The sequence below is a fragment of the Mesorhizobium sp. M0292 genome (assembly GCF_040321695.1).
Taxonomy (GTDB): Bacteria; Pseudomonadota; Alphaproteobacteria; order Rhizobiales; family Rhizobiaceae; genus Mesorhizobium.
The window spans coordinates 213271-239402 of the sequence record NZ_JAMYSB010000005.1; the positions used below are offsets into that span (position 1 = coordinate 213271).

The window sequence follows — 26132 nt, forward strand, 5'->3', positions numbered from 1 at the left end:
GAAGCCTGAGTCTCGAGCAATTCCAGGAAAAGTGTAAAGCGGTTTTCCGTCCGGAATTGGGTAAAACAACAAACTAGATCATTCGCCGTGAAACGGTGAATGATCTAGAGGCTTACTTCTTCATCGCGCCCATGACCGCACCGATGATGCCGGTCAGGATGGCGCCGCCGCCGGCGCCGCCGAGCAGGTTTTTGAGGTTCAGCGTATCGCCCAATCCGCCCGCTGCCGTTGCAGCCGCTGCCGGGTCGGCCGTGCCGCCGAGCAGGCTGCCGAGGATCGCCGCCCCGCCAACGCCGCCAACCGCGCCGCCGAGGATTTTGGTCAACTGGCCCATCGCCGCATTCTTCAGCGCAACGCCGACCGCCTGACCACCGACAACACCTGCAATTACCTGTACAACGAGCGCAATGAGCGTATTCGTATCCATGTACCTAGTCCCTCCATAGCTGCCAGCCTCCCGGGCCGACACCATCATGAGACGCTGAATTGTACGAAAGTCAAATGCACAGATGCTGAAATAAAGGGGCGGGCCTCAAAACCGCCCCTGCTTGCGAAAAAAGCTGTGACTTTCGTTATTCTGCGGCTATCGCATGCTTAGGTTGCACCGCAGCAGAATAGTCGTTCATCAAAGTCTTGGCGATCTCGCCGACCTCGAATCGGTACGGACCGATCTCGGAGACCGGCGTCACTTCCGCTGCCGTTCCGGTGAGGAAGCACTGTTCGAAGCCTTCGAGTTCCTCAGGCATGATGGCGCGCTCGACGACTTCAAGGCCGCGGTCCTTGGCGAGGCCGATGACGGTGCGGCGGGTGATGCCGTCGAGGAAGCAATCGGGCTTCGGCGTGTGGATCTTGCCATCCTTGACGAAGAAGATGTTGGCGCCCGTTGCTTCGGCGACCTGGCCGCGCCAGTCGAGCATCATGGCATCGGCATAGCCCTTGGCCTCGGCGGCATGCTTGGACATGGTGCAGATCATGTAGAGGCCGGCGGCTTTCGACTTCGACGGCGCGGTGCGCGGATCGGGCCGGCGCCATTCCGCCAGATCGAGACGGATGCCCTTGAGCTTCTGCGCCGGGTCGAAATAGCTCGGCCATTGCCAGATGGCGATGGCGCAGTTGATGCGGCTGTTCTGCGCCGACACCCCCATCTGTTCGCTGCCGCGCCAGGCGATCGGCCTGACATAGGCGTCCTGGAAACCCTGCTTCTTCAGAAGCGTGGTCGAGGCGTCATTGAGCTCGGCCACGGAATAGGGAATATTGAAGCCGAGCAGGCGCGCCGATTCATGCAGACGCTCGGTGTGCTCGTTGAGCTTGAAGATGGCGCCGCCATAGGCGCGCTCGCCCTCGAAGACGGCGCTGGCATAGTGCAGGCCGTGGGTCAGCACGTGGATCTTGGCATCGGCCCATTTGACGAACTCGCCGTTGATCCAGATGAAGCCGTCCAGTTGGTCGAAGGGAACGGATGCCATGGAAACCTCCCGCGGGCGGCGACCCGCACATCATTAGTGTTGTTCTTGTTGCGCGACAGCCGCGTCGGGCGGCCCTTGAAGCGTAAGCGGAGAATCGAACTCTGGCAAACTCAGGAAGTTCCGGAAAAACCGCACTCCCTTGCCTTTTCGTTCGCATTCAGCCGAAAAGCTTGTCAAAAATTACCATCGCGGGGAAATTACGTCAATAGTACTGACATAATTTCCCTCTATGGACGGAGAAATGATGACGGATCGAAGCCCAGCTGCCGGAAAACCGATCAAGACGCCGATCACCGACGAGGACGGCATCGACTTCGCCATCATCGAACTGTTCTTCTTTGCGTATCGCGATTTCACTTCCGATCCGGACCAGATCCTGGCCGATTACGGCTTTGGCCGCGCCCATCACCGGGTGCTGCATTTCGTCAACCGCCGGCCGGGACTGACGGTCGCTGAACTGCTCGACGTGCTCAAGATCACCAAGCAGAGCCTGGCGCGGGTGCTCAAGCAGTTGATCGACACCGACCATATCGTGCAATTGCAGGGTCCGCGTGACCGCCGCCAGCGGGAGCTCTATCCGACAGCCAAGGGGCGCGCCCTGGCGCTGGCCCTGGCGCGGCCACAGTCACGCCGCATCCGTGCTGCATTGGAAGATTCCGGAGCCAGCGAGCGTCCCTTGATCGAACGATTCCTGGAAGCCATGGTCAATCCGGAACTAAGGGCGCAGATCGACATTGTGCCTGCAAACATGTCAGGGAAAAGCCATGGAGACCATTGAGAGGGTGGACCAGCCGACGGCGCCGGACGATGACGCGCCGCACCTGCTTGTGGTCGACGACGACACCCGCATCCGCAATTTGCTCAAGCAGTATCTGACCGAAAATGGCTTTCGCGTCACTGTCGCCGGAAATGCCGGCGAGGCCAGGCGCAAGCTCGCCGGGCTCGACTTCGACCTCCTTGTCCTCGACGTCATGATGCCCGGAGAGACCGGCGTCGACCTCACCAAGGCGCTGCGGGCGGAGAAGAACGTACCGATCCTGATGCTCACCGCGCTATCGGAAACCGACAGCCGCATCACTGGGCTCGAGGCCGGCGCCGACGACTATCTGCCCAAGCCCTTCGACCCGCGCGAACTGATCCTGCGCATCAATAACATTCTGCGCCGCGGCGGCCCGGCGACGACGCCCAAGGTCGAGCAGCTGGTCTTCGGCCCCTACACCTTCCAGATCGCCAGGCGCGAGCTGAAGCGGGGCGGCGAGGCGCTGAAGCTGACCGACCGCGAGCAGGAAATCCTGGCGATCTTTGCCGCGCGGGCTGGCGAGACCATACCGCGCCATGAGCTTGTCGGCGACGATTCGGAAGTCGGCGAGCGCACCATCGATGTTCAGATCAACCGGCTGCGCCGCAAGATCGAGCGCGATCCGTCCAATCCGGTCTGGCTGCAGACGGTGCGCGGTATTGGGTATCGGCTCAGCGTGGAATAGAATGCCGCTGACGGCCGCCTTTGGCCATAGATATGTGGCCATCGACCAGCGGCGATTGACCCAGCGGAAGGACAAATGGCGACCACGCAACTGGAACGGCCGGAACAGGGCGGCTTTGGCGCGCGCGTATCACGGGCGCTGAAAGCAATGCCGCGTGCCTGGAAGCGGTTCTGGCGGCTGGTTGCGTTCTATATGCCCAAGCGGCTTTATGCCCGCTCGCTGATCATCGTCATCGCGCCGATGATCCTTCTGCAGTCGGTCGTCGCCTTCGACTTCATGGAACGCCACTGGGCAACCGTGACGCAGCGCCTGTCGCAGGCCACCGTGCGCGACATCGCCGCGATCATCGACATGATCGAGACCTATCCGCACGATGGCGACTACGCGAACATCATCCGCATCGCCCAGGACCGCATGCAGTTGAAGGTCGACCTCTTGCCGCCCGACCCGTTGCCGGCGCCTGGACCCAAGCCCTTCTTCTCGATCCTTGACGACGTCCTTTCCACCGAGATCACCCGCCAGATCAACCGCCCGTTCTGGATCGACACGGTCGGCAATTCCAACATCGTCGAGGTTCGCATCCAGCTCGAGGGCAAGGTGCTGCGCGTATTCGTGCGCCGCAGCCAGGCCTATGCCTCCAACACCCACATCTTCCTGATCTGGATGGTCGGGACGTCGCTGGTGCTGCTGACGATCGCCATCCCCTTCCTTCGCAACCAGATCCGGCCGATCCTGTCTCTGGCCGAGGCCGCCGAAAGCTTCGGCAAGGGCCGGCCGATGCCGCGCGATTTCCGCCCACGCGGCGCCGAGGAGGTTCGCCGGGCCGGCTTTGCCTTCATCCAGATGCGCGAGCGCATCGAACGCCAGCTGGAACAGCGCACCGCCATGCTGACCGGCGTCAGCCACGATCTCAGAACCATCCTCACACGCTTCAAGCTGCAGCTGGCGCTGGCCGGCGGCAAGCCCGAGACCAAGGCCGCGCTCAACCAGGACATCGACGACATGCAGTCGATGCTGGAAGGCTATATCGCTTTTGCCCGCGGCGAAGCGTCGGAAGATGCCGGCCATTTCGATCTCGAGGCCTATTTCCAAAAGCTCGGCGAGGAGGCGTCGCTGCACAAGCGCAAGCTATCGACCGTGCTTGCCGGTGATCCGGACGTGCATGTGCGCCCGCACGCTTTCGCCCGGCTGTTGTCCAATGTCGCCGGCAATGCCTTGCGCTATGCCAAGACGGTGGAGATCAGCGCCGATCACGGCCGCGGCTCACTCGTCGTCACCATCGACGATGACGGTCCGGGCATCCCGCCGGAAAAGCGCGAGGACGTGTTCAAACCGTTCGTGCGGCTCGACGAGGCGCGCAACCTCGACGCCAGCGGCACCGGCCTTGGTCTCTCTATCGCCCGCGATATTGCCCGCAGCCATGGCGGCGACATCATGCTGGAAGACAGCCCGCTCGGCGGCCTGCGGGCGGTGATCAAGGTGCCCGCCTGACCAAAGCATGATCTGGAAGTCGGGCTCGGCCAAAAACCACCTTCATCCGCCCGTCATGAAACCATGGTCAAGAGCGCGCATGAAGCGCGCGACCTCAGTTGATTCGGCTCAGCCGCCTTACTTCGACCTCGTGCCTGCCCGGGTGCGGTGGAGCGAAGCGAGGGCAGCCGGGCCGTACCGCTATCGCATCAAGGCAACCGTCGACCCGAGCAAAGGACCGCCATGCGCATCCTGATGGTCACCGACGCCTGGCGGCCGCAAGTCAACGGCGTCGTCCACACGCTGGAGCGGCTCACCGAAACGCTGAAAACCTTCGACGTTGCGGTCGACTTCCTGACCCCGAACATCTTTCGCACCTTGCCGTTGCCGACCTACCCCGACATCAGGCTGGCGCTGACCACGCCCGGCCATGTCGCGCGGCTGATCGAGGCTCGCAAGGCCGACCATATCCATATCGTCACCGAAGGCCCGCTCGGCATCATGGCGCGGCGCTATTGCCGCAATGCCGGCCGTCCCTTCACCACCAGCTATCACACCCGCTTTCCCGAATATCTCAGCGCCCGCCTGCCGGTGCCGGAGAGCTGGGCCTATCGCTGGCTGCGTGATTTCCACAATTCCGGACAAGGCACGCTGGTCGCCACCCAGTCGCTGGCGGAGGACCTTGCGTCGCGAGGCTTCACCAAGCTCAGGCCGTGGACGCGGGGCGTCGACACCGATCACTTCCGCCCCGACAAGAAGAAGGACCTCGGCTTCCCTGGCCCGGTATTCCTGTGCGTCGGCCGCGTCGCCATCGAGAAGAACCTGAGCGCCTTCCTCGATCTCGACTTGCCCGGCAGCAAGGTGATCGTCGGCGAAGGACCGGAACTGGCCAGGCTCAGGGCGAAGTACCCGCAGGCGCATTTCCTCGGCCATCGCCCGAACGATGAGCTGGCCGAGATCTACGCCTCGGCTGATGTTTTCGTCTTCCCCAGCCGCACCGACACGTTCGGCAACGTCATCATCGAGGCGCTGGCCAGCGGCACGCCGGTGGCCGCCTATCCGGTCACCGGACCGATCGACATTGTCGGCGACGGCATCGGCGGCGCGGTGTCGACCGATCTGCGCGAGGCCTCGCTCGCCGCGCTCAATGTCGACCGCGCCGAGGCGCGCGAACGCGCCATGCGCTACAGTTGGAAAGCCTGCGCCGAAATGTTCATGGACACGGTCGAAGAGGCGCTGAGCACAAGGCGCAAGCTGGCCGCCTGACGCAATCTTCCTAAAACAACCTGCCGCCGTCCGGCACCTTGCGCTCGATGGCGCCAAGGACCACGGCGCCTTCCTCATCAGGGAAGCCGAGCGTGAGCACTTCCGACATGAACGGACCGATCTGGCGCGGCGGGAAATTCACCACCGCAAACACCTGCCGTCCCACCAGCGTTTCCGGCGCATAGTATTTCGTGATCTGTGCCGAGGATTTCTTCACGCCGATCTCAGGGCCGAAATCGATCTTCAGCTTGAAGGCGGGTTTGCGCGCCTCGGGGAAAGGCTCGGCCTCGACGATCGTGCCGGCACGGATGTCGACACGATCAAAATCGGCAAAGCTGATCTCGGGCTTGCGCGCGCTGCTCGAACTCATGGAAGCTCAAGCGTTGCCATAGGTCTCGAACAGGACGCCGGCCAGCGCATCCTTGGCCGAGGTTCCCGACCAGACAACGAACTGGAAGGCCTGGAAATAGCACTCGCAGGCTTCAAGCGCCGACGACAAAAGCACCTCGACCTGCTGGCTCGACGGTTCGACCCCGCCGGCGAGCAGCAGCGACTGGCGAAACATGATCGCGCCCTCCTGCTCCCAGAGATCGAAATGGCCAAACAGCATCTGCTCGTTGATCAGCGACAAAAGCCGCATCACTTCCAGCGCGCGGGCTTCCGGCACCTTGATGTCGAAAGCACAGGCCAGATGCAGCGCCTCGAAATCCTCCATCCATGAGAAGGAGACGTGATAGTCGGTCCAGCTGCCGGCAACCGAGATCGAGATTTCGTCATCGCCGGCCCTTTCGAAGGACCAGTCATTGTTATGGGCGACCTGCTCGATGACATCCACCGGATGGATTTCGCGGGAGAATTCGAGTTCGAGAAGTTCCATGGAATGCTTCCTGTGTTCAGGGGAGCGCCACACGCTCCGCGGGGCACACACGACGAACAATCTTGTCTTGAACTCGGACGGCCAGGACTTCACGACACAAAGACCCCGGACCGGACCCCACCGCCCGGCCGCATGACCCTGCTCCGAATCATGCAACAAATTCAGTCTATTGATCGGGAGTCGCGTGAACAGCCTAATTTTTCGCACTGCGTCATCAGCATGTGGAAAGGCGCTGTCACAAAGATTCATGCATTGCCGGTAAACGATTCACGGCAAAGCATTTTTTCGGATTGTGCTTTGTGGAAAAGTTCAAATTTTATTTTTTTGCTTTGGGCTTTGCCGCAGCCGCAGGTGCGGCCTGTCCGGTCAATTCGGCAAGCCTGGCCTCGAGCGCATCGATGCGGGCGGCCAGCCTGGTGTTTTCTTCGCGGGCCTTGGCAGCCATGTCGCGGGCAGCCTCGAACTCCTCGCGCTGCACCACATCCATGGTGTTGAGGATGCGCTCGGCCTGCCCCTTGAAGGCAGTCTCCACCTCGCGGCGCACGCCTTGTGCGGCACCCGCGGCATCGGTCATCAGCTTGGCGAATTCATCGAGAATGCGGTTCGGTCCGGTCGACATGGCAAATCCTCGCTTGCTGGAATTGACGTAGTGGCACTGCCTGCGGAATGCAAGAACGTTGAAGCTGGTGCGGCTTCATGTCGGACGCGATTTGGCTCACGGTCCGGCCGACAGATTGCTATTATCGCAAATGGATTCTTGGAACGACGGTTGCCGTGACGGACAGTGCGGACTTGGAGAAGCGCTTTGCAGCACTCGATGCAGCACTCGCAAAGGGCATTTCGGATGCCAGTGCGGGCCGGGTCTAGCCTGGCGACGAGGTGCTGGACAGGCTTGAAGCCAAATACAGGGCAATGGCAGAGAGAACCAAGTGAAGTTACTGGTCTTCACAGACCAGCGGCCTAGTTTTCCTCACGACTTGCTCCAGGCAAGAGTCACTCTCATTCAGGATCAACCAATGGCAACGCCCCCGCGCCGACCGACCAATCCGATGGAAGCCGCTGAAGCGGCCTTCAAGCCAGTCAAGAAACCCGCGCCTCCCATTCGCGAACCCTCCGCCGCACCAAACGTTCGCGAGCTTGTCTCGATCAGGATCGATCGCGCCGTGCTCGACCATTTCCAGGAAGATGGCCCCGGCTGGCAAGACAGGATCAACGATGCGCTCAGGCAATTGGTCGCCGGCAAGCCGCAGGGTTGAGCCCATTATCTCTGACGATCAGGCTGTCGTCACCTTGCCTTGACCCCGCCAAAACCCTGCCGCATGGTCCGCGCCCTAACGCGAGCCCTCCCAGGAGATCCTGTTGAACGACTATTTCCCGCTGCCGATGGCGTCGCTGTCCTTCCCCAACATCGACCCGATCCTGGTTCAGATCGGCCCGCTGGCTGTGCACTGGTACGGCATCGGCTATATCGTCGGCATCCTGTTCGCCTGGTGGTACGCCAAGCGGCTCGTCACCAACACAAGGCTGTGGCCTGATGGCGTCTTGCCGATGAAGCCGATCGACCTCGACGATTTCATCGTCTGGGCCGCCGTCGGCGTCGTGCTCGGCGGACGCACCGGCTATGTGCTTTTCTACGATTTAAAGCGCTATATCGACCACCCGCTCGACATCTTCGCCGTCTGGCAGGGCGGCATGTCGTTCCATGGCGGCCTGCTTGGCGTCATCCTCGCCATGACGCTGTTTTCCCTCAAGCGCGGCATCCGCACCTGGACGCTGTTCGACGTGGTGGCAGCCGGCGTGCCGGTCGGGCTCGGCCTCGTCCGCATCGCGAACTTCGTCAATGCCGAACTCTGGGGTCGCGTGACCGACGTGTCGTGGGGCGTCGTCTTCTGCAACGAGCGTCTCCAGCAGACCGTGGCGGGTTGTGTCGCGGGCCTGGAGCCCCGCCATCCGAGCCAGCTCTACGAAGCGCTGCTCGAGGGCGCGGTGCTGTTCCTGGTCCTGCGCTTCCTCACCCATTCGCGGCTGAAGCTGAAGACGCCGCGCTTTGTCGGCGGCGCCTTCATTTGCGGCTACGGCCTGTCACGCATCTTCGTCGAGTTCTTCCGCGAGCCCGACCAGCAGCTCGGCTACCTCCTCGGCGGCTGGCTCACCATGGGCATGGTGCTGTCGCTGCCGATGGTGCTGGCCGGCATCTGGGCGATGGCCACAGCCAAACCGGCGCCGCAACCACAGCCGGCATGACACGGCTGAAGACCCGCATCGTCGACCTGATCGGCGCGCTCGGCCCCCTCCCCGTCAACGAGTACATGGCGCTCTGCCTGTTCGATCCCAGCGACGGCTACTACACCACGCGCGAGCCGTTCGGCGCCGCCGGCGACTTCGTCACCGCACCCGAGATCAGCCAGATGTTCGGCGAACTCGTCGCCGTCTGGCTCTATCAGGCCTGGCTGGCGATCGGCCGACCCCTGCCGGTCACCATCGCGGAGATCGGGCCTGGCCGCGGCACGCTGATGAAGGACATGCTTCGCACCCTGACGCGGCTCGATCCGGCTATCGCCGCCGGAGCCTCCTTCGCTCTGGTCGAGACCAGTCCGCGGCTGACCGAAATCCAGAAGCAGACGCTTGCCGAAACTCCGGTTGAGCTCGGCTGGCACGAAACCATCGCCACACTACCGCAGGCGCCGTTGCTGATTGTCGGCAACGAATTGTTCGACGCTGTGCCGATCCGCCAGTTCATCCGCGCCGGCGCCGGCTGGCGCGAACGGGTGATCGGCCTCGATGTCTCAGACGAGTTGAGCTTCTTCGCCGGCGCCGGCTCGGTCGAGGCGATGCTGCTGCCGGAAGACGCCGCCGAGGCGCCACAAGGCTCTATTTTCGAAATAGCACCGGCCCGCGCGGCACTGATGGCGACCATTGCCGAACGCATAGCCGACCACGGCGGCGCCGGGCTGTTCCCCGATTACGGCCATCTCCAGCCCGGTTTCGGCGACACATTGCAGGCCGTGCGCAGGCACGCCCCCGAAGATGTGCTGGCCAATCCCGGCGAAGCCGATCTCACCGCCCATGTCGACTTCGCTGCACTGGCCGCCGTCGTGCGGGCGCATGGCCTCGATGTGGAATTGGCGACGCAGGGCGACTTTCTGCTTGGCATGGGATTGCTTGAGCGAGCTGGCCAGTTGGGCAGCCAGGCAAGCCAAGAGGCACGACAAACCATTGCCGATGCCGTCGAGCGCCTGGCCGGACCCGACGGCATGGGCACGCTGTTCAAAATCCTGAAAATCCTGCCGCATCAGCCAGTCTGACCCTCAGAGATCGTTACAAGCCGTCCCGCGACGCCGCCTATGGTCGCATGCCTGCTTTTGGCCAATGCAAAGTCGACGCAGCAGCACTGTCGCAATCACTCGGCCGAACTTCGCCTTGACGAAAACGCCGGCGCGGACAACAAACCCATCCATGCTGAATCAGACCAAACCGGATCCTGTTCGCTCGCCGCTGCTGGAAGCGGCCAAGCCGCGAGGTATCCGCCATGGCTATTTCACCCGTATCGGCGGCGTCTCCGGCGGCATCTATCAGGGACTTAACATCGGCACCGGGTCGGATGACGATCAGATGCTGGTCGCCGAGAACCGCCGCCGCGTCGCTGCCTGGATGGGTGTGCCGGCCAGCCATCTCCTGACCGCGCATCAGGTCCACTCGCCCGATGTCGTTATTGCCAGGGAACCCTTTCCCGGCCCGCGGCCCAAGGCCGACGCCATCGTCACCGACCGGCCGGGCATCGCCATCGGCGCCTCGACGGCCGATTGCGGCCCGGTGCTGTTCGCCGATGCGCAAGCGCGCATCATTGGCGCTGCACACGCCGGCTGGAAGGGCGCTTTCACCGGTGTGCTTGAAAACACCATTGCCGCGATGGAAAGCCTCGGCGCCCGCCGTGAGCGCATCATTGCGGTTCTCGGTCCTTCGATCGGCCCCGACAATTACGAGGTCGGGCCGGAATTCGTCGCCCGTTTCGTCGAAGCCGATGCCGAAAACATCGGCTATTTCGCGCCTTCGGCCAATCCGGCGCATGCAATGTTCGATCTCAACCTCTATACGGTCGACCGGCTGAAGAAGGCTGGCGTGACCGCGCAGGGGCTTGGCCGCTGCACCTATGCCGAGGAGGATCTCTTCTTTTCCTACCGGCGCGCGACGCATCGCAAGGAACCGGACTACGGTCGGCAGGTTTCGGCAATTGTTTTGGAGAACGGATAATGGCGCTGCATTTCGAACGGTCGGAATTTGACGCCCGGCGTGACCGGTTGATGATCGAGATGACGGAAAAGAAGCTCGATGCTGTACTGCTTTTCGCCCAGGAGAGCATGTACTGGCTAACCGGCTACGACACGTTCGGCTTCTGTTTCTTCCAGTGCCTGGTTGTGAAGGCTGACGGCTCGATGGTGCTGCTCACCCGCTCGGCCGATTTGCGCCAGGCGCGCCACACATCGATCATCGACAACATCGTGCTGTGGACCGACCGCGACGGCGCCAACCCGGCGGTCGACCTGCGCAACCTGCTCAACGACCTCAATCTCCTCGGCGCCCGCATCGGCGTCGAATACGACACCCATGGCCTGACCGCCTTCAACGGCCGCCGCGTCGACGAGCAGTTGCAGACCTTCGGCCAGATCGCCGACGCCTCCGGTATTGTCGGCCGTCTGCGCCTGTTCAAGAGCCCGGCTGAAATCGCCAAGGCCGAAAAGGCCGCCAACCTTTCCGACGACGCGCTCGAAGCGGCCCTGCCGCTGATCAAGCAGGGCGGCGACGAAGCGCTGATCCTTGCCGCCATGCAGGGCGCGGTGTTTGCCGGCGGCGGCGACTATCCGGCCAATGAATTCATCATCGGCTCGGGCATCGACGCGCTGCTCTGCCGCTACAAGGCCGGGCGCCGCAAGCTGACCAAGAACGATCAGCTGACGCTCGAATGGGCCGGCGTGTTCCATCACTATCACGCGCCGATGATGCGCACCGTGCTGACCGGCAAGGCGTCGAAGCGCCATCAGGAGCTGTTCGACGCCGCCCGCGCGGCTCTTCTGGCGGTCGAGAAGGCGATGACGCCCGGCAACACCTTCGGCGACGTCTTCGACGCGCATGCCCGCACGCTGGAGGCGCACAGCCTGACCAAGCATCGGTTGAATGCCTGCGGCTATTCCGTCGGCGCCCGCTTCACCCCGTCCTGGATGGACATGCCGATGTTCTACCAGGGCAATCCCGAGCCGATCGCGCCCAACATGACATTGTTCGCGCACATGATCATCATGGACTCCGAAACCGAGACGGCGATGACGCTTGGCCGCACCTACCTGACCACCGAATCCCAGCCGAAGCCGCTTTCACGCCATGATCTCGACTTGATCGTACAGTGAATCCATAATGGTTGGTCCACGCGGGGGCGTTCACGACTAAGGAGTTTTCGGGCAGATGAGACGATCGCATGTGACGACCGTGTCATTGCTCGCAGCGCTTGTGCTGGCCGCTTGCACCAACGCCAAGGACGTCCTTGAGCCGTCCGCCATCACGCCGCCGGCAGCCTCGGCTCAGCCCTTGGCTGCCCCGGGCATTGCGCCCGCCGCCACACCAGCGCCGGCCGTCGGCGCCACGACACCCGCCAACCCCGCGCAGAGCGCCGCCGCTTTGTCGAAGACCCGGCTGCAGATCGCGCCGATCGTCGGCGCCTCGGTGGAAGCGGCAACGCCGCTGACGGCCGAACTGCAGACACGCGCCAAGCAGCGCGGCATCACCCTTGCCGGCAGCGCCGACCAAGCCGCCACCCATGTGCTGAAGGGCTACTTCTCGACGATGACGGAAGGCAAGGACACCACCGTTATCTATGTCTGGGACGTCTATGACCCCGCCGGCAACCGGCTACACCGCATCAATGGCCAGCAGAAGGCGCCCTCGGTCAATGCCGCCGAAGGCTGGCCCGCGGTTGCACCCGCTACCATGCAGGCGATCGCCGACCAGACGATCGACCAGTTCGCGGCCTGGCTCGGCGGCAGCGCCGGCTGATCCGCCTGTTACCGGCTTCCGTTCACTGTTGACGTTTTTGAGATTAGCCGGCGGATTCCCGTCAACGAGGCTTGCAATACCGGCACGGCTCGCTACAAGCCCGATTAAGAGGACCTCCCCATCCTTCGCCAGGAACGGTGCATGAAGCTTTTCGCGGGCAATTCCAACCGGGTGCTGGCCGAAGCGGTCGCCCGCTATCTCAATGTCCCGCTGGGCAAGGCCAGCGTCAGACGCTTCGCCGATCAGGAAATCTTCGTCGAAATCCAGGAAAACGTGCGCGGCGAGGATGTCTTCATCCTGCAGTCGACCTCGTTCCCGACCAACGATCATCTGATGGAACTGCTCATCATGATCGATGCCTTCATGCGCTCGTCGGCCAAGCGCATCACCGCGGTCATCCCATATTTCGGTTACGCCAGGCAGGATCGCCGGGCCTCGGGCCGCACACCGATCTCGGCCAAGCTGGTCGCCAACATGATCACCCGCGCCGGCGTCGACCGCGTCTTGACGCTCGACCTCCATGCTGGCCAGATCCAGGGTTTTTTCGACATTCCGACCGACAATCTGTTCTCGGTGCCGGTGATGGCCCGTGACGTGAAGGCAAAATACAAACAGCTTGCCAATGTCGTCGTCGTCTCGCCCGACATCGGCGGCGTGGTGCGCGCCCGCGCGCTCGCCAAACGCTTCGACGCACAACTGGCCATCGTCGACAAGCGCCGCGAACGTCCCGGTGAATCCGAAGTGATGAACATCATCGGCGCGGTCGCCGGCAAGGATTGCCTGCTGATCGACGACATCGTCGATTCCGGCGGCACGCTGTGCAATGCCGCCGATGCGCTGCTCGCCAACGGCGCTACCAGCGTCACCGCCTATATCACCCACGGCGTGCTGTCGGGCGGTGCGGTCGCCCGGATCAGCGGCTCGAAGCTGCAGGAACTGGTGATCACCGATTCCATCCAGCCGACGCAAGGCGTGCTCGACGCCCCGAATATCCGCGTCATCTCCATCGCCGACCTGATGGGCGAGGCGATTTCGCGCACAGCGACCGAAGAGTCCGTGTCGAGCCTGTTCGATTAATCCATGTTGCCCAAAAGCGTGCCCACGGGCCTGGCTCGGGGGTAATCTCCTTTTTGGAATCTGCCCCAAACCGTCGTGAAAGGAGCCAGCTGATGCGCAATCGAATCAAGGCTGCAGGCATCGCAGGAATGCTTCTCGCAATCGGCATCGCCAGCGCGGCCTATGCGCCGACAATCGCTCCGGTTTCGACCGCGCAGGCGCAAACGGAATATCTTCCCACCGAAAAGGATTTCATCGGCAAATGGAGCATCGCAGGGTCCGCAATCCGGCCACCGCGTGATCTGAAAGAGCCGGCGAAGCCCGACCAGGAAGCGTCTGCGACCGAATTTCAGCAGACTGTGACCGCCTTTTATGGCGCCTTCGACTATCTGGAGATCACGGCGGACGGCCGCTACAATTTTCACCAACCGGGTGACCCGGCATCGGGGCCTTGCGTCTGGTGCGGGACATGGTCGTTCAAGAACGATTCCCTGTGGCTCGAACTGGACACGGCGCCCAGGCTCGACATCTACGCCGAGGGCGGCGACATGCAGATGACCTACACGGCCGAGCCTGAAGAGACGTCACGATACAAATGGCTTGTTTTCAGCTGGACCAAGGCTGATTGAACTGAGGGGTGAGGCGTTCTCGCGCACGCCAACCGAAGCATCGGTGTCAAGCCCGATCTCCTGAGGCGGGCAGTCAGTCCATGGTTGCATTGTGCGAGGAGTTCACCATGGCCATACTGCCCCTCCAATCAACGGAGGAGTAGCAGATGCGGCGTAGGACTTTGCTCGGGCTCGCGGTTTCCATCGCAGCCACCCTTTCAGCACCGGCGGCCTGGGCCGCCGATTTTCCGGACCGGACCATCACCATGGTTGTCCCCTTTTCCGCCGGTGGCTCGACGGATCTGGTCGCGCGCCTGGTCGCCAACAAGATGTCCGAAAAGCTGGGCCAGCAGATTGTCGTCGAAAATGTCGGCGGCGCGGGGGGCAGCATCGGCGCTGCCCAGGTCGCCCGAGCCGAACCGGACGGCTACACGATCCTGATGGGCACGGTCGCAACCCACGCGCTCAACCCGCTGATCCTGAAGACAAAGCCCTACGACGCGGAGAAGGATTTTGCGCCGATATCGTTGCTCGTGCTGGTGCCAAACGTCCTGGTCGTAAACCCTGAATTCCCCGCCAAGGACGTCAAGGAACTGATCGAGATGCTGAAGAAGGACCCGGACAAATATGCCTACGCCTCATCAGGCAATGGCACCCCGCTGCATCTCTCCGGCGAGCTTTTCAAGACGATGGCCGGCGTCAGTATGCAGCACATTCCCTACAATGGCGCCGGACCGGCCTTGAACGACGTTATCGGCAATCAGGTGCCGATGATGTTCGACAACCTCCCCTCTTCATCGGGCCATATCAAGAGCGGGACGCTGAGAGCGCTTGGCGTCACCACCAAGGAGCGCGTTCCCTCCTTCCCCGACATACCGGCCATTGCCGAAACCATTCCCGGCTATGAAACCTACAGCTGGAACGCTCTGTTCGCGCCCGCAGGCACGCCGCCGGAGGTCGTCGCCGTTCTTCAGAAGGCGGCAGTTGAAGCCCTGAAAGACCCTGATGTGATCGCCCGCATGGCCCAGTTCAGCGCCTCGATCGTGGCCTCCACCCCGGAAGAGCTTGGAGTGCATGTGAAGGCCGAACTCGCCAAATGGGAACCGATCGTCAAGGCCAGCGGCGTTCAGCTGGACTAGGGCCTACGGCAAAGTACTGCGGGCTTTTCCTGGCGCTACGGCGCCGGGGCCTCAAGTCGAGGCTGAGCCCGCCGCATGCCTTCGTCGCGGGCGCCGCGCATATAGCCGCGCGGCGAGGCGCCGAGCATGCGCTTGAACATGGTTATGAATGCCGGCACGCTGTCATAACCGAGGTCGAGCGCCACCCTGGTGATCGGCTCGCCATCGGCGAGCCTGGGCAGGGCCGCAAACAGGCAGGCCTGCTGGCGCCAAGTCGACAAGGACAGTCCGGTCTGGCGCTGGAAGGCGCGGGTGAACGAACGGCGGCTCATGCCTGCGGCATCCGCCCACTCGTCGATCGTGGCGTGCGGCGAAGGTGCCGCGACAAAGCGTCGGCAGAGCGCCGCCAGCTTCGGGTCGGACGGGAACGGCAGCCCGAGCGGCCGTTCCGGCAAGGTCGGGATCTCGTGCAGCAACAGGTTCATGATCAGCCCGCCGCGGCCTTCCAGTTCGCCGCCTTGCGGCAGCTTTTCCGATTCGACGATCAGGCTGTGCATCAGCTCGGTGATGCCGACGACGCGCAAACCTTCCGGCAGGCCGGGGATAGCGCCCGGCATGACATAGACCGAGCGCATCGAGACGTCGCCCAGCATTTCGACAGAATGCTCGGTGCCGGCCGGTATCCACATTGCGTGGTCGGGCGGCACCATCCAGCGCCCGTACCTGGTCGTCACCAGCACGACACCGACCAGCGCATGCAGCAGCTGGCTGCGGCTGTGGCGGTGTTGCGGCACGAGGTAACCGTCGGGATATTCGGTCGGCAAAGCCACCGCCGGCCCGGAAACCTCCTCCAGCCACTGCCAGCGGCTTTCGTGCAATCGGCCGAGATCGGCATTGCCGGCGCGGAAGATGTCCCTGCCATGTGGCATCGGCTATGGCCCACTTGCGAAACTATTGGACCAAACCACGAAAGAAGTCGCCTCGCAAGCGGCTTATAAGGCAGCCATCCCCAAGGCGCTCCGCAGGGGCGTCGCCCAAGCGCTTCAGACGAGCGTCCTTAAGGCGGTCCGCGGGAGCGGCCGCCAAGCCTGCCCGCGGGCAAACACCCGCCAAAAAGACCTCGGAGCCTGCCTTGACCGATACGACAGCCACCAGCATTGCACCGCAGCCAAGCGCCAGCCTTCCTTCAGCCCAGGCGACCGCCTTCACCGTCATCCTGGCGGTGAGCTTTTGCCACGGCATCAACGACATCATGCAATCGCTGCTGCCGGCGATCTATCCGCTGCTGAAAGAGAATTACGGTCTCGATTTCTGGCAGATCGGTCTTCTGACCTTCACCTTCCAGGTCACGGCGTCGCTGCTGCAGCCGGTCATCGGCATGATCACCGACAAGCGGCCAATGCCCTATTCGCTGCCCTACGGCATGGCGTCCTCGCTGATTGGCCTGATCGTTCTGGCCTATGCCGGCCACTATGCGCTGCTTCTGGTCGGCGCCTCGCTGATCGGAATCGGCTCGGCGATCTTCCATCCGGAATCCTCGCGCATTGCCCGCTTTGCCTCCGGCGGCCGCTTTGGCCTGGCGCAATCTTTGTTCCAGGTCGGCGGCAATTTCGGCCAGTCGATGGGGCCGCTGCTCGCTGCCTTCATCGTTGTGCCCTTCGGCCAGACCAGCATTTCATGGTTCGCCGTCGGGTCTCTGACCGGCATCATCGTTTTGTCGCGGGTCGGCGGCTGGTACAGCCGGATGCGCGCCGCGCAGGGCAATCGCAAGGCGGCAAGCTTCGTCTCCCCCTTCCCGCGCAAGAAGGTGATGGGAGCGCTGGCGGTGCTGACGCTGCTGGTGCTGACCAAGAACGCCTACATCGCCTCGCTCTCCAGCTACTACACCTTTTATTCCATCCATAAGTTCGGCGTGTCGGTGCAGATGAGCCAGGTCATGCTGTTCCTGTTCCTCGGCGCCTCGGCGCTGGGCATCCTGCTCGGCGGACCGTTCGGCGACCGCTACGGCCAGAAGGCGATGATCTGGTTCTCGATCGTCGGCGTGCTGCCGTTCACGCTGGCGCTGCCCTACGCCAATTTCGAATGGACGATGGTGCTGACGGTGCTGATCGGCCTGATCCTGTCCTCGGCCTTCTCCAACATCGTCGTGTTTGCGCAGGAGTTGGTGCCGGGACGTGTCGGCACCATCGCCGGGATCTTCTTCGGCTTCGCCTTCGGCATGGGCGGCATTGCAGCCGCCGTGCTCGGCGTCGTCGCCGACATGAAGGGCATCGATTTCGTCTTCCAGATCTGCTCGTATCTGCCGCTGCTCGGCCTGCTGACGGTGTTCCTGCCCAACATGAAGGAAGCCAGGAAGGCGCAAGCGGCGGCCAGATAAAAACCGGTCGATTTTGCGGATTTGAAGCAGGGCGCGGCATTGCTGCGCCCTCTGTGATTCTTTCACCATGCGCTGGTTGAAAAGCCTGCTAGAGATAGTCATCAACGAAGGCTTGGGGCCTTCGACGTCTCTGGGGGATGACATGCGCAAGATCGTATTGGCCGTATTGGGTGTGCTTCTTGTTACCTTGCCGGCGACGGCACGCATCGTTCCCTTTCCGCCGGGTTTCAAGACGCAGTCCGTCGAAACCAACGGCACCAAACTCTATGTGCGCGTTGGCGGCAAGGGTCCCGCCGTCGTGCTGCTGCACGGCTTTGCCGATACCGGAGACATGTGGGGCGCCGCGGCCATCGCCCTCGCAAAGGACCACACCGTCATCGTGCCGGACCTGCGCGGCATGGGTCTGTCGGCCCACCCGGAAGCGGGCTACGCCAAGAAGAACCAGGCCGTCGACATCGCCGGCGTGTTGGATGCCCTGAAGATCGACAAGGCAGATCTCGTCACCCACGACATCGGCAACATGGTCGGCTATGCGCTCGCCGCTCAGTATCCCAAGCGCATCACCAAATGGGTTATCATCGACGCGCCGCTGCCCGGCATAGGCGACTGGGAAAAGATCAAGCAAAGCCCGCTGCTTTGGCACTTCAACTTCCGCGGCCCTGATATGGAGCGGCTGGTCGCGGGGCGCGAGCGCATCTATCTCGACCGCTTCTACAACGAGTTGTCGGCTGACCCCAAGAAGATCGACGAGGCGACGCGCAGGCACTACGCCAAACTCTATGCCCGCCCGCATGCGATGCATGACGCCTTCGAGCAGTTCAAGGCGTTTGACCAGGACGCGATCGACAACCAGGCGATGCTTGCCGCCGGCGGCAAACTGACCATGCCGGTACTGGCTGTCGGCGGTGAAAAATCCGCTGGCACTACGCAGGCCGATCTCCTGCGGCTTGTTGCGACCGATGTCACGGGCGGCATCGTGCCCGCTTCCGGACACTGGATCATGGAGGAAAACCCCGACGACACCGTCAAACTGATCACTGGTTTTCTCGATAAATAGGCACTGTCCCGCTGACATTTCGACGAAAGCAAATGCACCCGCCCGGCGGCGGGTGCCTTGCCTATCCAACTGGACGATGTCTATTCAACTGAACGATTCTACGCCTTGAAGAACGCCAGCAGGTCGGCGTTGATCACATCGGCGTGGGTGGTCGCCATGCCGTGCGGAAAACCCTTGTAGACCTTGAGCTCGCCCTTCGTGAGGAGCTTGACAGCCAGCAGCGCGGAGTCGGTGATCGGAACGATCTGGTCGTCGTCGCCATGCATGACCAGCACCGGCACGTCGATGGCCTTCAGATCGTCGGTGAAGTCGGTTTCCGAGAACGCCTTGATGCAATCATAATGCGCCTTGGTGCCGCCCATCATGCCCTGGCGCCACCAATTCTCGACGACAGCCTGCGACACCTGGGCGCCGGGGCGATTGAAGCCGTAGAACGGGCCGGCCGCGACGTCGTGGAAAAACTGGGCGCGGTTGGCTGCCTGGGCGGAGCGGAAACCGTCGAACACCTCGATCGGCAGGCCGCCGGGATTGGACGCCGTCTTCAGCATGATCGGCGGCACCGCGCCGAGCAATGCGGCCTTGGCGACACGGCCGCCGGAGCCGTACTTCGCGACATAACGGGCCACTTCGCCGCCACCGGTGGAATGGCCGACATGGATGGCGTTCTTGAGGTCGAGATGCGCTGCAAGCTCCGCGACATCGGCGGCGTAGGTGTCCATCTCGTTGCCGGTATCGGTCTGGGTCGAGCGGCCATGGCCGCGCCGGTCATGGGCAATGACGCGGTAGCCCTTGGACAGGAAGAACAGCATCTGGGCGTCCCAGTCGTCGCTGCTCAGCGGCCAGCCGTGATGGAAGACGATGGGTTGTCCCGTTCCCCAATCCTTGTAGAAAATTTCGGTGCCGTCCTTGGTGGTGATCGTGCTGCTGCCGGGCTTGGTCATCTCGCTCTCCATTGATTGCTTCCGCGATAATCAATATCGCGATAACCATACGACTAGCGCAGGTCCAAATCCTTGTCTACAGAAAATATGTATCGCGATATCATTTTTCGTGGTACATATTGATGTGCTCAGTCGGCAAAGGAATGCCTCGTGCCTCTCCCGTTGGACAACCAGCTCTGCTTCACGCTTTACGCCACCAGCATGGCAATCAATCGCACCTACAAGCCCATGCTGGACGAGATGGGCATCACCTATCCGCAATATCTCGTGCTGAACGCACTTGCCGAAGCCGGCGGGATGTCGGTCGGCTCGATTGCGCACAGGCTCGCTTTGGAATCGAGCACCATCACGCCGCTGGTGAAGCGCATGGAACAGGCCGGTCTCGTCACCCGCCAGCGCAGCCAGACGGACGAGCGCCAAGTGCAGGTCGACCTGACGCCTGCCGGCCGCGCGCTGCTCGTCCAGTGCAACTGCCTCAACGAAACCCTGATCGAACGCTCGGGCATGACGATGGCTGATCTCGATGCCTTGAATCGGCGGATCCAGGCGCTGCGCGAAGCGTTGAGCAGCAAGCCGGACTAGCTGCCCTACAAACACGCCAGGCTTAATCCTTGCCGGCCAGCCAGCGCACGACGTTGCCCATCAGCTTGCCGTAGAGCGGCCAGCCGAGAAAGTCCTGCGACAGCCAGTGCGGGCCGATATCCGTCGCCCAGGCGACAGTGCGGCCACGGCCATGCTCACGAACCGCAAGCAGCGGCCAGTCCGTGCCGCGATACTGGCAAGTCGCCAGAAGCTGGGACGAGCCGTCGCGCCTGAAATCGAGTTTGTTCATGCCGAGGATCGGCGGCAACGGACCCGCGACACCGGCAAGGATCGGATGCGACGCCTGAAGGATCGACGGCTGCAGGCCTTGCGGCACTTCCAGCCCGTCCGAGAATGGCAGGCAGCGCACGGGCAGCACGTCCTCGACCGGGGTGTCGTGGAAACGCGCCGTGCCGAACATGCCTTGGAACCCCATATAGCCGCCGGCCAGCATCAGCCCGCCGCCGCCTTCGACATAGGCCTTGAGGACGTCGAGGCGGTTGACGCCGATGCGCCCGGCGCGGGCCTCCGGCGTGACCAGCAAGGTCAGCGCGCCGACATCGGAGATCACCACCGCCTGGTATTCGGCCAGCGCGTCGAGGTCATACGGAAATTCGGCCGCACAGCGATCGCCACCGATCTGCGTCACCGCTATGCCCTCTGCGGCAAGGGCGGCATTGAAGGCCGTCGCGCCATTCACCCATGTCGCACTTGTCAGAACGTCGCCGCCGGCAGCGACCGACGTCGTCGCCGCGAAGGTCTCGCCTGCCAGCAAAAGTTTCATCGTCGCCCTCACGCTTTTCGACTGAGGATTGAAAGGCGAGCGCCGGCTCGAGCCGGCGCCCGCAAAGCCTTGGGAGGCTTAGAGCAATTCCAGGAAAAGTGTGACCGGTTTTCCGTCCGGAATTGCGTAAAACAAAGGGATAGAGCGGTTCGCCGTTTCCGTGAAACGGTGAAACGCTCTAGAACTTAAACTCGGCCAGATTTTCCGGCGTCACGATCTTGGCCGGGCCGAGGATCAGTTCGCCGCTGGCCCCGATCGTGTATTCGCCGAGCCTGCCCGCCGTGAACTTCTCACCTTCCTTGCCGGTGATCTTGCACTGCGCCAGCGCCTGGGCCGCCTGATAGGTCAGGTAGCCGAGATCGGTGACATTCCACCAGATGTCCTGGGCGGCGCCGTCCTTGATGTATTTCGAAATCAGAGTGGCCGGCGCAAGGCCGGTCAGCTTGACCTTGCCGATCATGCCGGCTTCCTCGAGTGCGCGCGCGGCCGCCGGAAGGCCTATGCCTGCCGGCACGATGATCACCTTGAGATCCGGAAACGCCTGCACCAGCGCCAAGGCCTGCTGCTGGTTGACCTGCTCGCTCTCCTCGCCATAGGCGACCTGCACCAGTTTCATCTTGGCGTATTTCGGCTCTGCCGCCATCTTCGCCTTCATGAAGTCGATCCAGGCGTTCTGGTTGGTCGCCGTCGGCGTCGACGACAGGATGGCGAACTCGCCTTCGCCGCCGCTGAGGTTGAATGCGCTTTCCAGCATCATTTCGGCCAGACTGTCGCCCTTCACCTGGTTCACGAACACCGCGCGCGCATCGGCCGCGACGTCGGAATCGTACGATATCACCCGGACGCCTTGCTGAACGGCGCGCTTCAGCGCAGGCGCAACCGCATTGGCGTCGTTGCCGGCAATAGCGATGCCCCCGACCTTCTGCGACACAAGGCTGTTGATAAATTCGATCTGTGCCTCGGCCGTCGCCTGCGACGGGGCGACCTGGGTGGCGGTGCCGCCAATTTCCTTCGCAGCCTCCTCGGCGCCGCCGAAAGCCACCTTGAAGTAGGGATCGGTGTCGAGCTTGGGCAGGAAGCCGACCGTTACAGGTTCCTTGGCGCATTCCTGGCTGTATGCCAGCGAGGCCGGCGCAAGCAGAACCGCGGATGCGAGCAGGGCTATTCTAAACGCTTTCATTGTGTCTCCTCCGTCAGAATTCGGGCTTGAAGAAAGGGGCCCGAGATCACCCCTTGGTTTCGCGCAGGACGCGCGATCTTGACAGCCGCTCCTCCAGGGAGCGCCAGTAGTTGGAGACCAGCAGCGAGCCGATCAGGAGCAGGCCGATGATCATGCCTTGGGCGTCGCCGCCGATCTGGTTGAGCGCCAGCACGTTGCGGATGATGGCAATCAAGAGCAGCGCCAGCATGACGCCGGTGAGCCGCCCCTTGCCGCCAAAGACACTGACGCCGCCGAGCAGCACGATGGTGATGACGTCGAGCTCCATGCCGAGCGCATTGTTGGCGCGGGCATTGGAAAGGCGCGCGGTGTAGACGATGCCGGCGATGGCCGCGACGACACCGGAGACGACGAATAGCCTCAGCACCATCTTGCGCGTGTCGATGCCGGAATAGCGCGCCACTTCCGGACTGCCGCCGAGCGCGTAGATGCGCTTGCCGGTCGGCGTCTTCTGCAGCACCACCGCGAAGATCGGCGCCAGCAGCAGGAACGGCACGATGGTCCACGGGATTTGTGTGCCCGGCAGATTGCTGATGCCGAAATCGACAACCGCCGGCGGCAATATGTTGACCGAACCGGTGCCGAGCAGGATGTAGCCAATGCCCCGATACAGCGCCATGGTGCCGAGCGTCACCACCAGCGACTGCAACCCGAGGCCCGACACCAGATAGCCGTTGAAGGCGCCGAGCAGGCCGCCGAAGACGAGCGTCAGCGGAATGGCGGCCAGCGTCGGCACGCCAGCCTGGACAAGCAGGCCAAAAATCACGGATGTCAACGCCAGCACCGAGGCGATCGACAGGTCGATCTCGCGGGTGATGATGAGCAGCGTCATCGGCAGGATCAGCAACGCCTTTTCCGAGGCGCTTGCGGCCAATTGCGAGAGGTTGAAGCCGGAGACGAAATTCGGCACGAAGACCGCCGCATAGATAAAGACGGCGAGGCAGGCGGTCGCCAGCAGCAGATCCCAGAAGTCGATCGAGCGGATAAACTTTCTCATCTCGCCCTCGCCTGTCTTGCCTGTTCGGCACGCCGCACGATGAAGGTGTCGATGCCGATGGCAACCAGGATCACCAGGCCATAGACGCCCTGCAGCCAGAGCGGGTCGACACGCACCAGCGTCAGCCCGTTCTTGATGACCAAGAGAGTGAGCGCGCCAAGGATGATGCCGAGCAGCGTGCCCGAGCCGCCGCGGATGGCGACGCCGCCGACCACTGCCGAGGCGATCACCGTGAGTTCGAAGCCGAGCGCGACGCGGGCATCGATGGTGGCATAGCGCGATGCCCACAGCGCCCCGCACAGACCGCCGAGCAGGCCGGCCATGCCGAAGGCCAGCAGAATGCGCCGGTCGACCGGGATGCCGATCAGCCGTGCGCCGTCGGGGTTGGAGCCGGTGGCAAACAGCTCGCGCCCGGTTGCGGTGCGATAGAGCAGCACATAGCCGGCGCACAGGATGACAATAGCGATGATGACGATCAGCGGCACGCCTGCGATCTTCAGCCCGGTCATGTCGAGCCAGGCTTGCGTGACTTCGTCGGCGCTGACCTGGTCGCCCGCCGCCCAGATCGAGTTGAAACCGCGGAAGATCGACATCGAAGCCAGCGTAACGACGATGGCCGGGATCTTTCCCCAGGTAACGACAAGGCCGTTGAGCAGTCCGGCAAAGCCGCCGACCGCGCAGGCGGTGATCAGGCCGATGCCGATGTCCAATCCGGGATAGGCCTGAACCATGCTGGCCGCCATATAGGCGGAGAGGCCGATCACAGCTGCGATCGACAGGTCGATGTTGCGGGTGATCAGCACCAGCATCTGCGCCAGTGCGGCGACAATCAGCAAGGCCGCGTCCATCGACACAGCGGTGAGGTTCGCCGCGCTCACCATGCGCGGGTTGATGATGGTAACCGGGATGGCGACGGCGAGCATCGCGGCGAGCAGCCCGAACTCCCGCCGCTTCAGAAAATCGAACGGTCCTTTTGCCTTTTCCTCCCGGGCGGCGCGTTCTATCTGCGCTGCCTGGCCGGCGCGTTCATCGGTCCTGGTCGCCGCTTCCAGTACTTTTTCCTGCGTGGCTTGCCCGCGCGAAAACTCGGCAGTCTGGCGGCCTTCGCGCAGCACGACAATGCGGTCGCACATGCCGATCAGCTCGGGCATCTCTGACGAGATCAAAAGGATCGCCATGCCTTGCGCGGCAAGGTCCGCGATCATTGCATGCACTTCCGCCTTGGTGCCGACATCGATGCCTTGCGTCGGCTCGTCGAGGATGAGCACGCGCGGCTCGGTGCGCAGCCACTTGGCCAGCACCACCTTCTGCTGGTTGCCGCCGGATAACTCTTTCACCGGCTGCCCGTAGCCGGAAAAGCGCAGCTTCATGCGCTTCAGCCAGTCCGCCACCAGACCGATGGCGCGGTCGGTGCCGTAGAGACCGCGTTGTGCGGCCTTGTCGAGAACAGGTAGCACCGCATTGTCGAGGATGGAGAAATCCATCACCAGGCTCTGGCCCATGCGATCTTCCGACACATAGGCGATGCGCGCATCCATGGCGTCGCGCGCCGAGGCGAACTGCACGGGCTTGCCGTCGATCAGGATTTCGCCGGCGTCGGGCCGGTCGATACCGAACAGCACGCGCGCAATCTCGGTGCGTCCGCTGCCGACCAGGCCGCCAAGCCCCAGCAGCTCGCCGGCGTGAAGCTTGAGGTCGATACCGGTAAAGCCGCCGGCGCGCGAAAGTCCCTTCCCCTCCAGCACCAGCGCGCCTGAGGCATGGCGCCGTTCGGGATAGAGGTCGGTGACTTCACGCCCGACCATCATGCTGATGGCGGCAGCACGGCCAAGCTCGGCCTTCGGCTTGACGCCGATCAGGCGCCCGTCGCGCAGCACCGCGATGCGGTCGGCGATGCGGAAGACCTCGTCCATACGGTGGCCGACGAACATCATCGCCACGCCGTGCAGCCTGAGATCGGCAACGACGGAAAACAGCCGCTCGACCTCGCGCTGCGACAGCGCCGCCGTCGGTTCGTCCATGATCAGCACGCGCGCATCCAGCGATAGCGCCCGGGCTATTTCGACCAGTTGCTGTTCTGAGGTACGCAGGGTTCCCAGCCGCGTTGCCGCCGGCACGTCGAGGCCGACGGTCGCCAGCACCTTGCGGGCGCCGGCCAGCATGGCGGCATTGTCGATGCCGCCAAAGCGGTCGCGCGGCATGTGGCCGAGATAGATGTTCTCCGCCACCGACAGATCGGGAAACAGGCCAGGATGCTGGTGCATGACCGCAATGCCGGCCGCCTGCGCGTCATGCGGCGAATGGAAGACGGCTGATTTGCCGTCAACCTCGACATGACCGCTGGTGGGAGAATGCACACCGGCCAGAAGCTTCACGCAGGTGCTCTTGCCGGCGCCGTTTTCGCCAAGCAGCGCCAGCACCTCGCCGGAGCGCAATTCGAAGGAGGCGTCCTTGAGCGCAATCGTGCCGCCGAAAGCCTTCGTCGCCTGAACCAGGGCAACAGGAACAGCCCGCACCACCGCAGCGTCGGCTTCGCTTTGTGTGCTCGAGTGCAGCACGTCTCCTCCCTGATCAGTTATTTTTTCAATTTGCTATATTAAATAGCGCAAAGGCGCAACGGCAAAATTGACTTCCATGGTTCCGACGCGCACTGTCGCCGCCAACATAGGCACCGCAGGGTGCGCTCGGCCGCAGGTGGTTTGCGGGCTTCGCGCCGGGAACGGGACATTTGGGGAGTGTGCGGGTTTGTCAGGGAAAGGCAGCAATTCTGTCAAAGTTCGGCACT

Annotated in this window: 28 protein-coding genes; 17 read left to right on the plus strand and 11 right to left on the minus strand. The window is 62.9% G+C overall.

Going from position 1 to position 26132, the window contains the following annotated elements; all coding sequences use genetic code 11:
- Window positions 1–112: 112 nt before the first annotated feature.
- Both NKI96_RS09900 and NKI96_RS09905 read right to left on the minus strand, forming a co-directional pair.
- On the minus strand, window positions 113–427 hold the full coding sequence (locus tag NKI96_RS09900; protein ID WP_023672022.1) for a hypothetical protein: 315 nt from the start codon (window positions 425–427) through the stop codon (window positions 113–115).
- A gap of 145 nt (window positions 428–572) precedes the next feature.
- Window positions 573–1466, minus strand: coding sequence for a branched-chain amino acid aminotransferase (locus NKI96_RS09905; RefSeq protein WP_023672023.1), 894 nt, complete (start codon window positions 1464–1466; stop codon window positions 573–575).
- A 244-nt stretch (window positions 1467–1710) separates the two neighbouring features.
- Here NKI96_RS09905 and NKI96_RS09910 point away from each other — a divergent pair, with 244 nt between their 5' ends.
- The 4 genes from NKI96_RS09910 (at window position 1711) to NKI96_RS09925 (ending at window position 5686) form a co-directional block, all read left to right on the plus strand.
- Window positions 1711–2244: a MarR family winged helix-turn-helix transcriptional regulator gene (locus NKI96_RS09910; protein WP_023683723.1), complete on the plus strand. Its 534-nt coding sequence runs from the start codon at window positions 1711–1713 to the stop codon at window positions 2242–2244.
- Complete coding sequence (locus tag NKI96_RS09915) at window positions 2231–2950, plus strand: response regulator (RefSeq protein ID WP_023672025.1); 720 nt, start codon at window positions 2231–2233, stop codon at window positions 2948–2950. The genes NKI96_RS09910 and NKI96_RS09915 overlap by 14 nt, the downstream gene beginning before the upstream one ends.
- 75 nt (window positions 2951–3025) lie before the next feature.
- Window positions 3026–4441, plus strand: coding sequence for an ATP-binding protein (locus tag NKI96_RS09920; protein ID WP_023672026.1), 1416 nt, complete (start codon window positions 3026–3028; stop codon window positions 4439–4441).
- Between the two features lie 222 nt (window positions 4442–4663).
- Window positions 4664–5686: a glycosyltransferase family 4 protein gene (locus NKI96_RS09925; protein ID WP_023683722.1), complete on the plus strand. Its 1023-nt coding sequence runs from the start codon at window positions 4664–4666 to the stop codon at window positions 5684–5686.
- Window positions 5687–5696: 10 nt separating this feature from the next.
- On the opposite strand, the gene NKI96_RS09930 is transcribed toward NKI96_RS09925, so the two are convergent.
- From NKI96_RS09930 to NKI96_RS09940, 3 genes are all read right to left on the minus strand, one after another.
- Window positions 5697–6056, minus strand: coding sequence for a tRNA-binding protein (locus NKI96_RS09930; RefSeq protein WP_023672028.1), 360 nt, complete (start codon window positions 6054–6056; stop codon window positions 5697–5699).
- Window positions 6057–6062: 6 nt separating this feature from the next.
- Window positions 6063–6563: a type III secretion system chaperone family protein gene (locus tag NKI96_RS09935; protein WP_006202532.1), complete on the minus strand. Its 501-nt coding sequence runs from the start codon at window positions 6561–6563 to the stop codon at window positions 6063–6065.
- 316 nt (window positions 6564–6879) lie between these two features.
- Window positions 6880–7182 carry an accessory factor UbiK family protein gene (locus NKI96_RS09940; protein ID WP_023711152.1) on the minus strand — a complete coding sequence of 101 codons (303 nt, stop codon included), beginning with the start codon at window positions 7180–7182 and terminating at the stop codon, window positions 6880–6882.
- A 77-nt stretch (window positions 7183–7259) separates the two neighbouring features.
- On the opposite strand from NKI96_RS09940, the gene NKI96_RS09945 reads away from it, so the two are divergent.
- The 10 genes from NKI96_RS09945 to NKI96_RS09990 all read left to right on the plus strand — a co-directional run bounded on the left by NKI96_RS09945 (window position 7260) and on the right by NKI96_RS09990 (window position 15411).
- Window positions 7260–7430, plus strand: a complete 171-nt coding sequence (locus tag NKI96_RS09945; protein WP_023683721.1) for a hypothetical protein — start codon at window positions 7260–7262, stop codon at window positions 7428–7430.
- A gap of 149 nt (window positions 7431–7579) precedes the next feature.
- Complete coding sequence (locus NKI96_RS09950; protein WP_023683720.1) at window positions 7580–7819, plus strand: BrnA antitoxin family protein; 240 nt, start codon at window positions 7580–7582, stop codon at window positions 7817–7819.
- Window positions 7820–7922: 103 nt separating this feature from the next.
- On the plus strand, window positions 7923–8807 hold the full coding sequence (lgt, locus tag NKI96_RS09955; protein WP_023672032.1) for a prolipoprotein diacylglyceryl transferase: 885 nt from the start codon (window positions 7923–7925) through the stop codon (window positions 8805–8807).
- Window positions 8804–9868 (plus strand): class I SAM-dependent methyltransferase, encoded by a 1065-nt coding sequence (locus tag NKI96_RS09960; RefSeq protein WP_352803961.1) that lies wholly within the window; start codon window positions 8804–8806, stop codon window positions 9866–9868. The genes lgt and NKI96_RS09960 overlap by 4 nt, the downstream gene beginning before the upstream one ends.
- Window positions 9869–10019: 151 nt before the next feature.
- The gene (gene pgeF / locus NKI96_RS09965) at window positions 10020–10814 is read left to right on the plus strand and encodes a peptidoglycan editing factor PgeF (protein ID WP_023695793.1); all 795 of its coding nucleotides are present in this window, start codon (window positions 10020–10022) and stop codon (window positions 10812–10814) included.
- Window positions 10814–11965 (plus strand): M24 family metallopeptidase, encoded by a 1152-nt coding sequence (locus NKI96_RS09970; RefSeq protein ID WP_023733348.1) that lies wholly within the window; start codon window positions 10814–10816, stop codon window positions 11963–11965. Before pgeF ends, NKI96_RS09970 begins: the two co-directional genes overlap by 1 nt.
- Before the next feature lie 55 nt (window positions 11966–12020).
- Window positions 12021–12608: a hypothetical protein gene (locus tag NKI96_RS09975; protein WP_023737819.1), complete on the plus strand. Its 588-nt coding sequence runs from the start codon at window positions 12021–12023 to the stop codon at window positions 12606–12608.
- Between the two features lie 141 nt (window positions 12609–12749).
- A complete protein-coding gene (locus tag NKI96_RS09980) occupies window positions 12750–13685 on the plus strand; it encodes a ribose-phosphate pyrophosphokinase (protein ID WP_023686119.1) in 936 nt (311 codons plus the stop codon).
- Window positions 13686–13777: 92 nt separating this feature from the next.
- Complete coding sequence (locus NKI96_RS09985; RefSeq protein ID WP_023686120.1) at window positions 13778–14293, plus strand: hypothetical protein; 516 nt, start codon at window positions 13778–13780, stop codon at window positions 14291–14293.
- 146 nt (window positions 14294–14439) lie between these two features.
- Window positions 14440–15411 (plus strand): Bug family tripartite tricarboxylate transporter substrate binding protein, encoded by a 972-nt coding sequence (locus NKI96_RS09990; RefSeq protein ID WP_352803964.1) that lies wholly within the window; start codon window positions 14440–14442, stop codon window positions 15409–15411.
- Between the two features lie 35 nt (window positions 15412–15446).
- Here NKI96_RS09990 and NKI96_RS09995 read toward each other — a convergent pair whose 3' ends face one another.
- Window positions 15447–16319: an AraC family transcriptional regulator gene (locus tag NKI96_RS09995; protein WP_023733350.1), complete on the minus strand. Its 873-nt coding sequence runs from the start codon at window positions 16317–16319 to the stop codon at window positions 15447–15449.
- A gap of 203 nt (window positions 16320–16522) precedes the next feature.
- Between NKI96_RS09995 and NKI96_RS10000 the strand changes: the two genes are divergently transcribed.
- Together NKI96_RS10000 and NKI96_RS10005 are read left to right on the plus strand one after the other, a co-directional pair.
- A complete protein-coding gene (locus tag NKI96_RS10000; protein WP_023744301.1) occupies window positions 16523–17767 on the plus strand; it encodes an MFS transporter in 1245 nt (414 codons plus the stop codon).
- A gap of 142 nt (window positions 17768–17909) precedes the next feature.
- Window positions 17910–18824, plus strand: coding sequence for an alpha/beta fold hydrolase (locus NKI96_RS10005; protein ID WP_023817450.1), 915 nt, complete (start codon window positions 17910–17912; stop codon window positions 18822–18824).
- Between the two features lie 98 nt (window positions 18825–18922).
- Here the strand turns inward: NKI96_RS10005 and NKI96_RS10010 are convergent, their stop codons facing one another.
- The gene (locus NKI96_RS10010; protein ID WP_156933371.1) at window positions 18923–19765 is read right to left on the minus strand and encodes an alpha/beta fold hydrolase; all 843 of its coding nucleotides are present in this window, start codon (window positions 19763–19765) and stop codon (window positions 18923–18925) included.
- Between the two features lie 150 nt (window positions 19766–19915).
- On the opposite strand from NKI96_RS10010, the gene NKI96_RS10015 reads away from it, so the two are divergent.
- Window positions 19916–20347, plus strand: coding sequence for a MarR family winged helix-turn-helix transcriptional regulator (locus NKI96_RS10015; protein ID WP_023670043.1), 432 nt, complete (start codon window positions 19916–19918; stop codon window positions 20345–20347).
- 22 nt (window positions 20348–20369) lie between these two features.
- Here the strand turns inward: NKI96_RS10015 and NKI96_RS10020 are convergent, their stop codons facing one another.
- From NKI96_RS10020 to NKI96_RS10035, 4 genes are all read right to left on the minus strand, one after another.
- Entirely contained in the window at window positions 20370–21131 is a 762-nt protein-coding gene (locus tag NKI96_RS10020) for a glutamine amidotransferase (RefSeq protein WP_023701577.1), read from the minus strand.
- A gap of 178 nt (window positions 21132–21309) precedes the next feature.
- Window positions 21310–22311 (minus strand): rhamnose ABC transporter substrate-binding protein, encoded by a 1002-nt coding sequence (locus NKI96_RS10025; protein WP_352803967.1) that lies wholly within the window; start codon window positions 22309–22311, stop codon window positions 21310–21312.
- A gap of 46 nt (window positions 22312–22357) precedes the next feature.
- Window positions 22358–23347: an ABC transporter permease gene (locus NKI96_RS10030; protein ID WP_023724955.1), complete on the minus strand. Its 990-nt coding sequence runs from the start codon at window positions 23345–23347 to the stop codon at window positions 22358–22360.
- A complete protein-coding gene (locus NKI96_RS10035) occupies window positions 23344–25905 on the minus strand; it encodes an ATP-binding cassette domain-containing protein (protein ID WP_352803970.1) in 2562 nt (853 codons plus the stop codon). Before NKI96_RS10035 ends, NKI96_RS10030 begins: the two co-directional genes overlap by 4 nt.
- Window positions 25906–26132 lie beyond the last annotated feature (227 nt).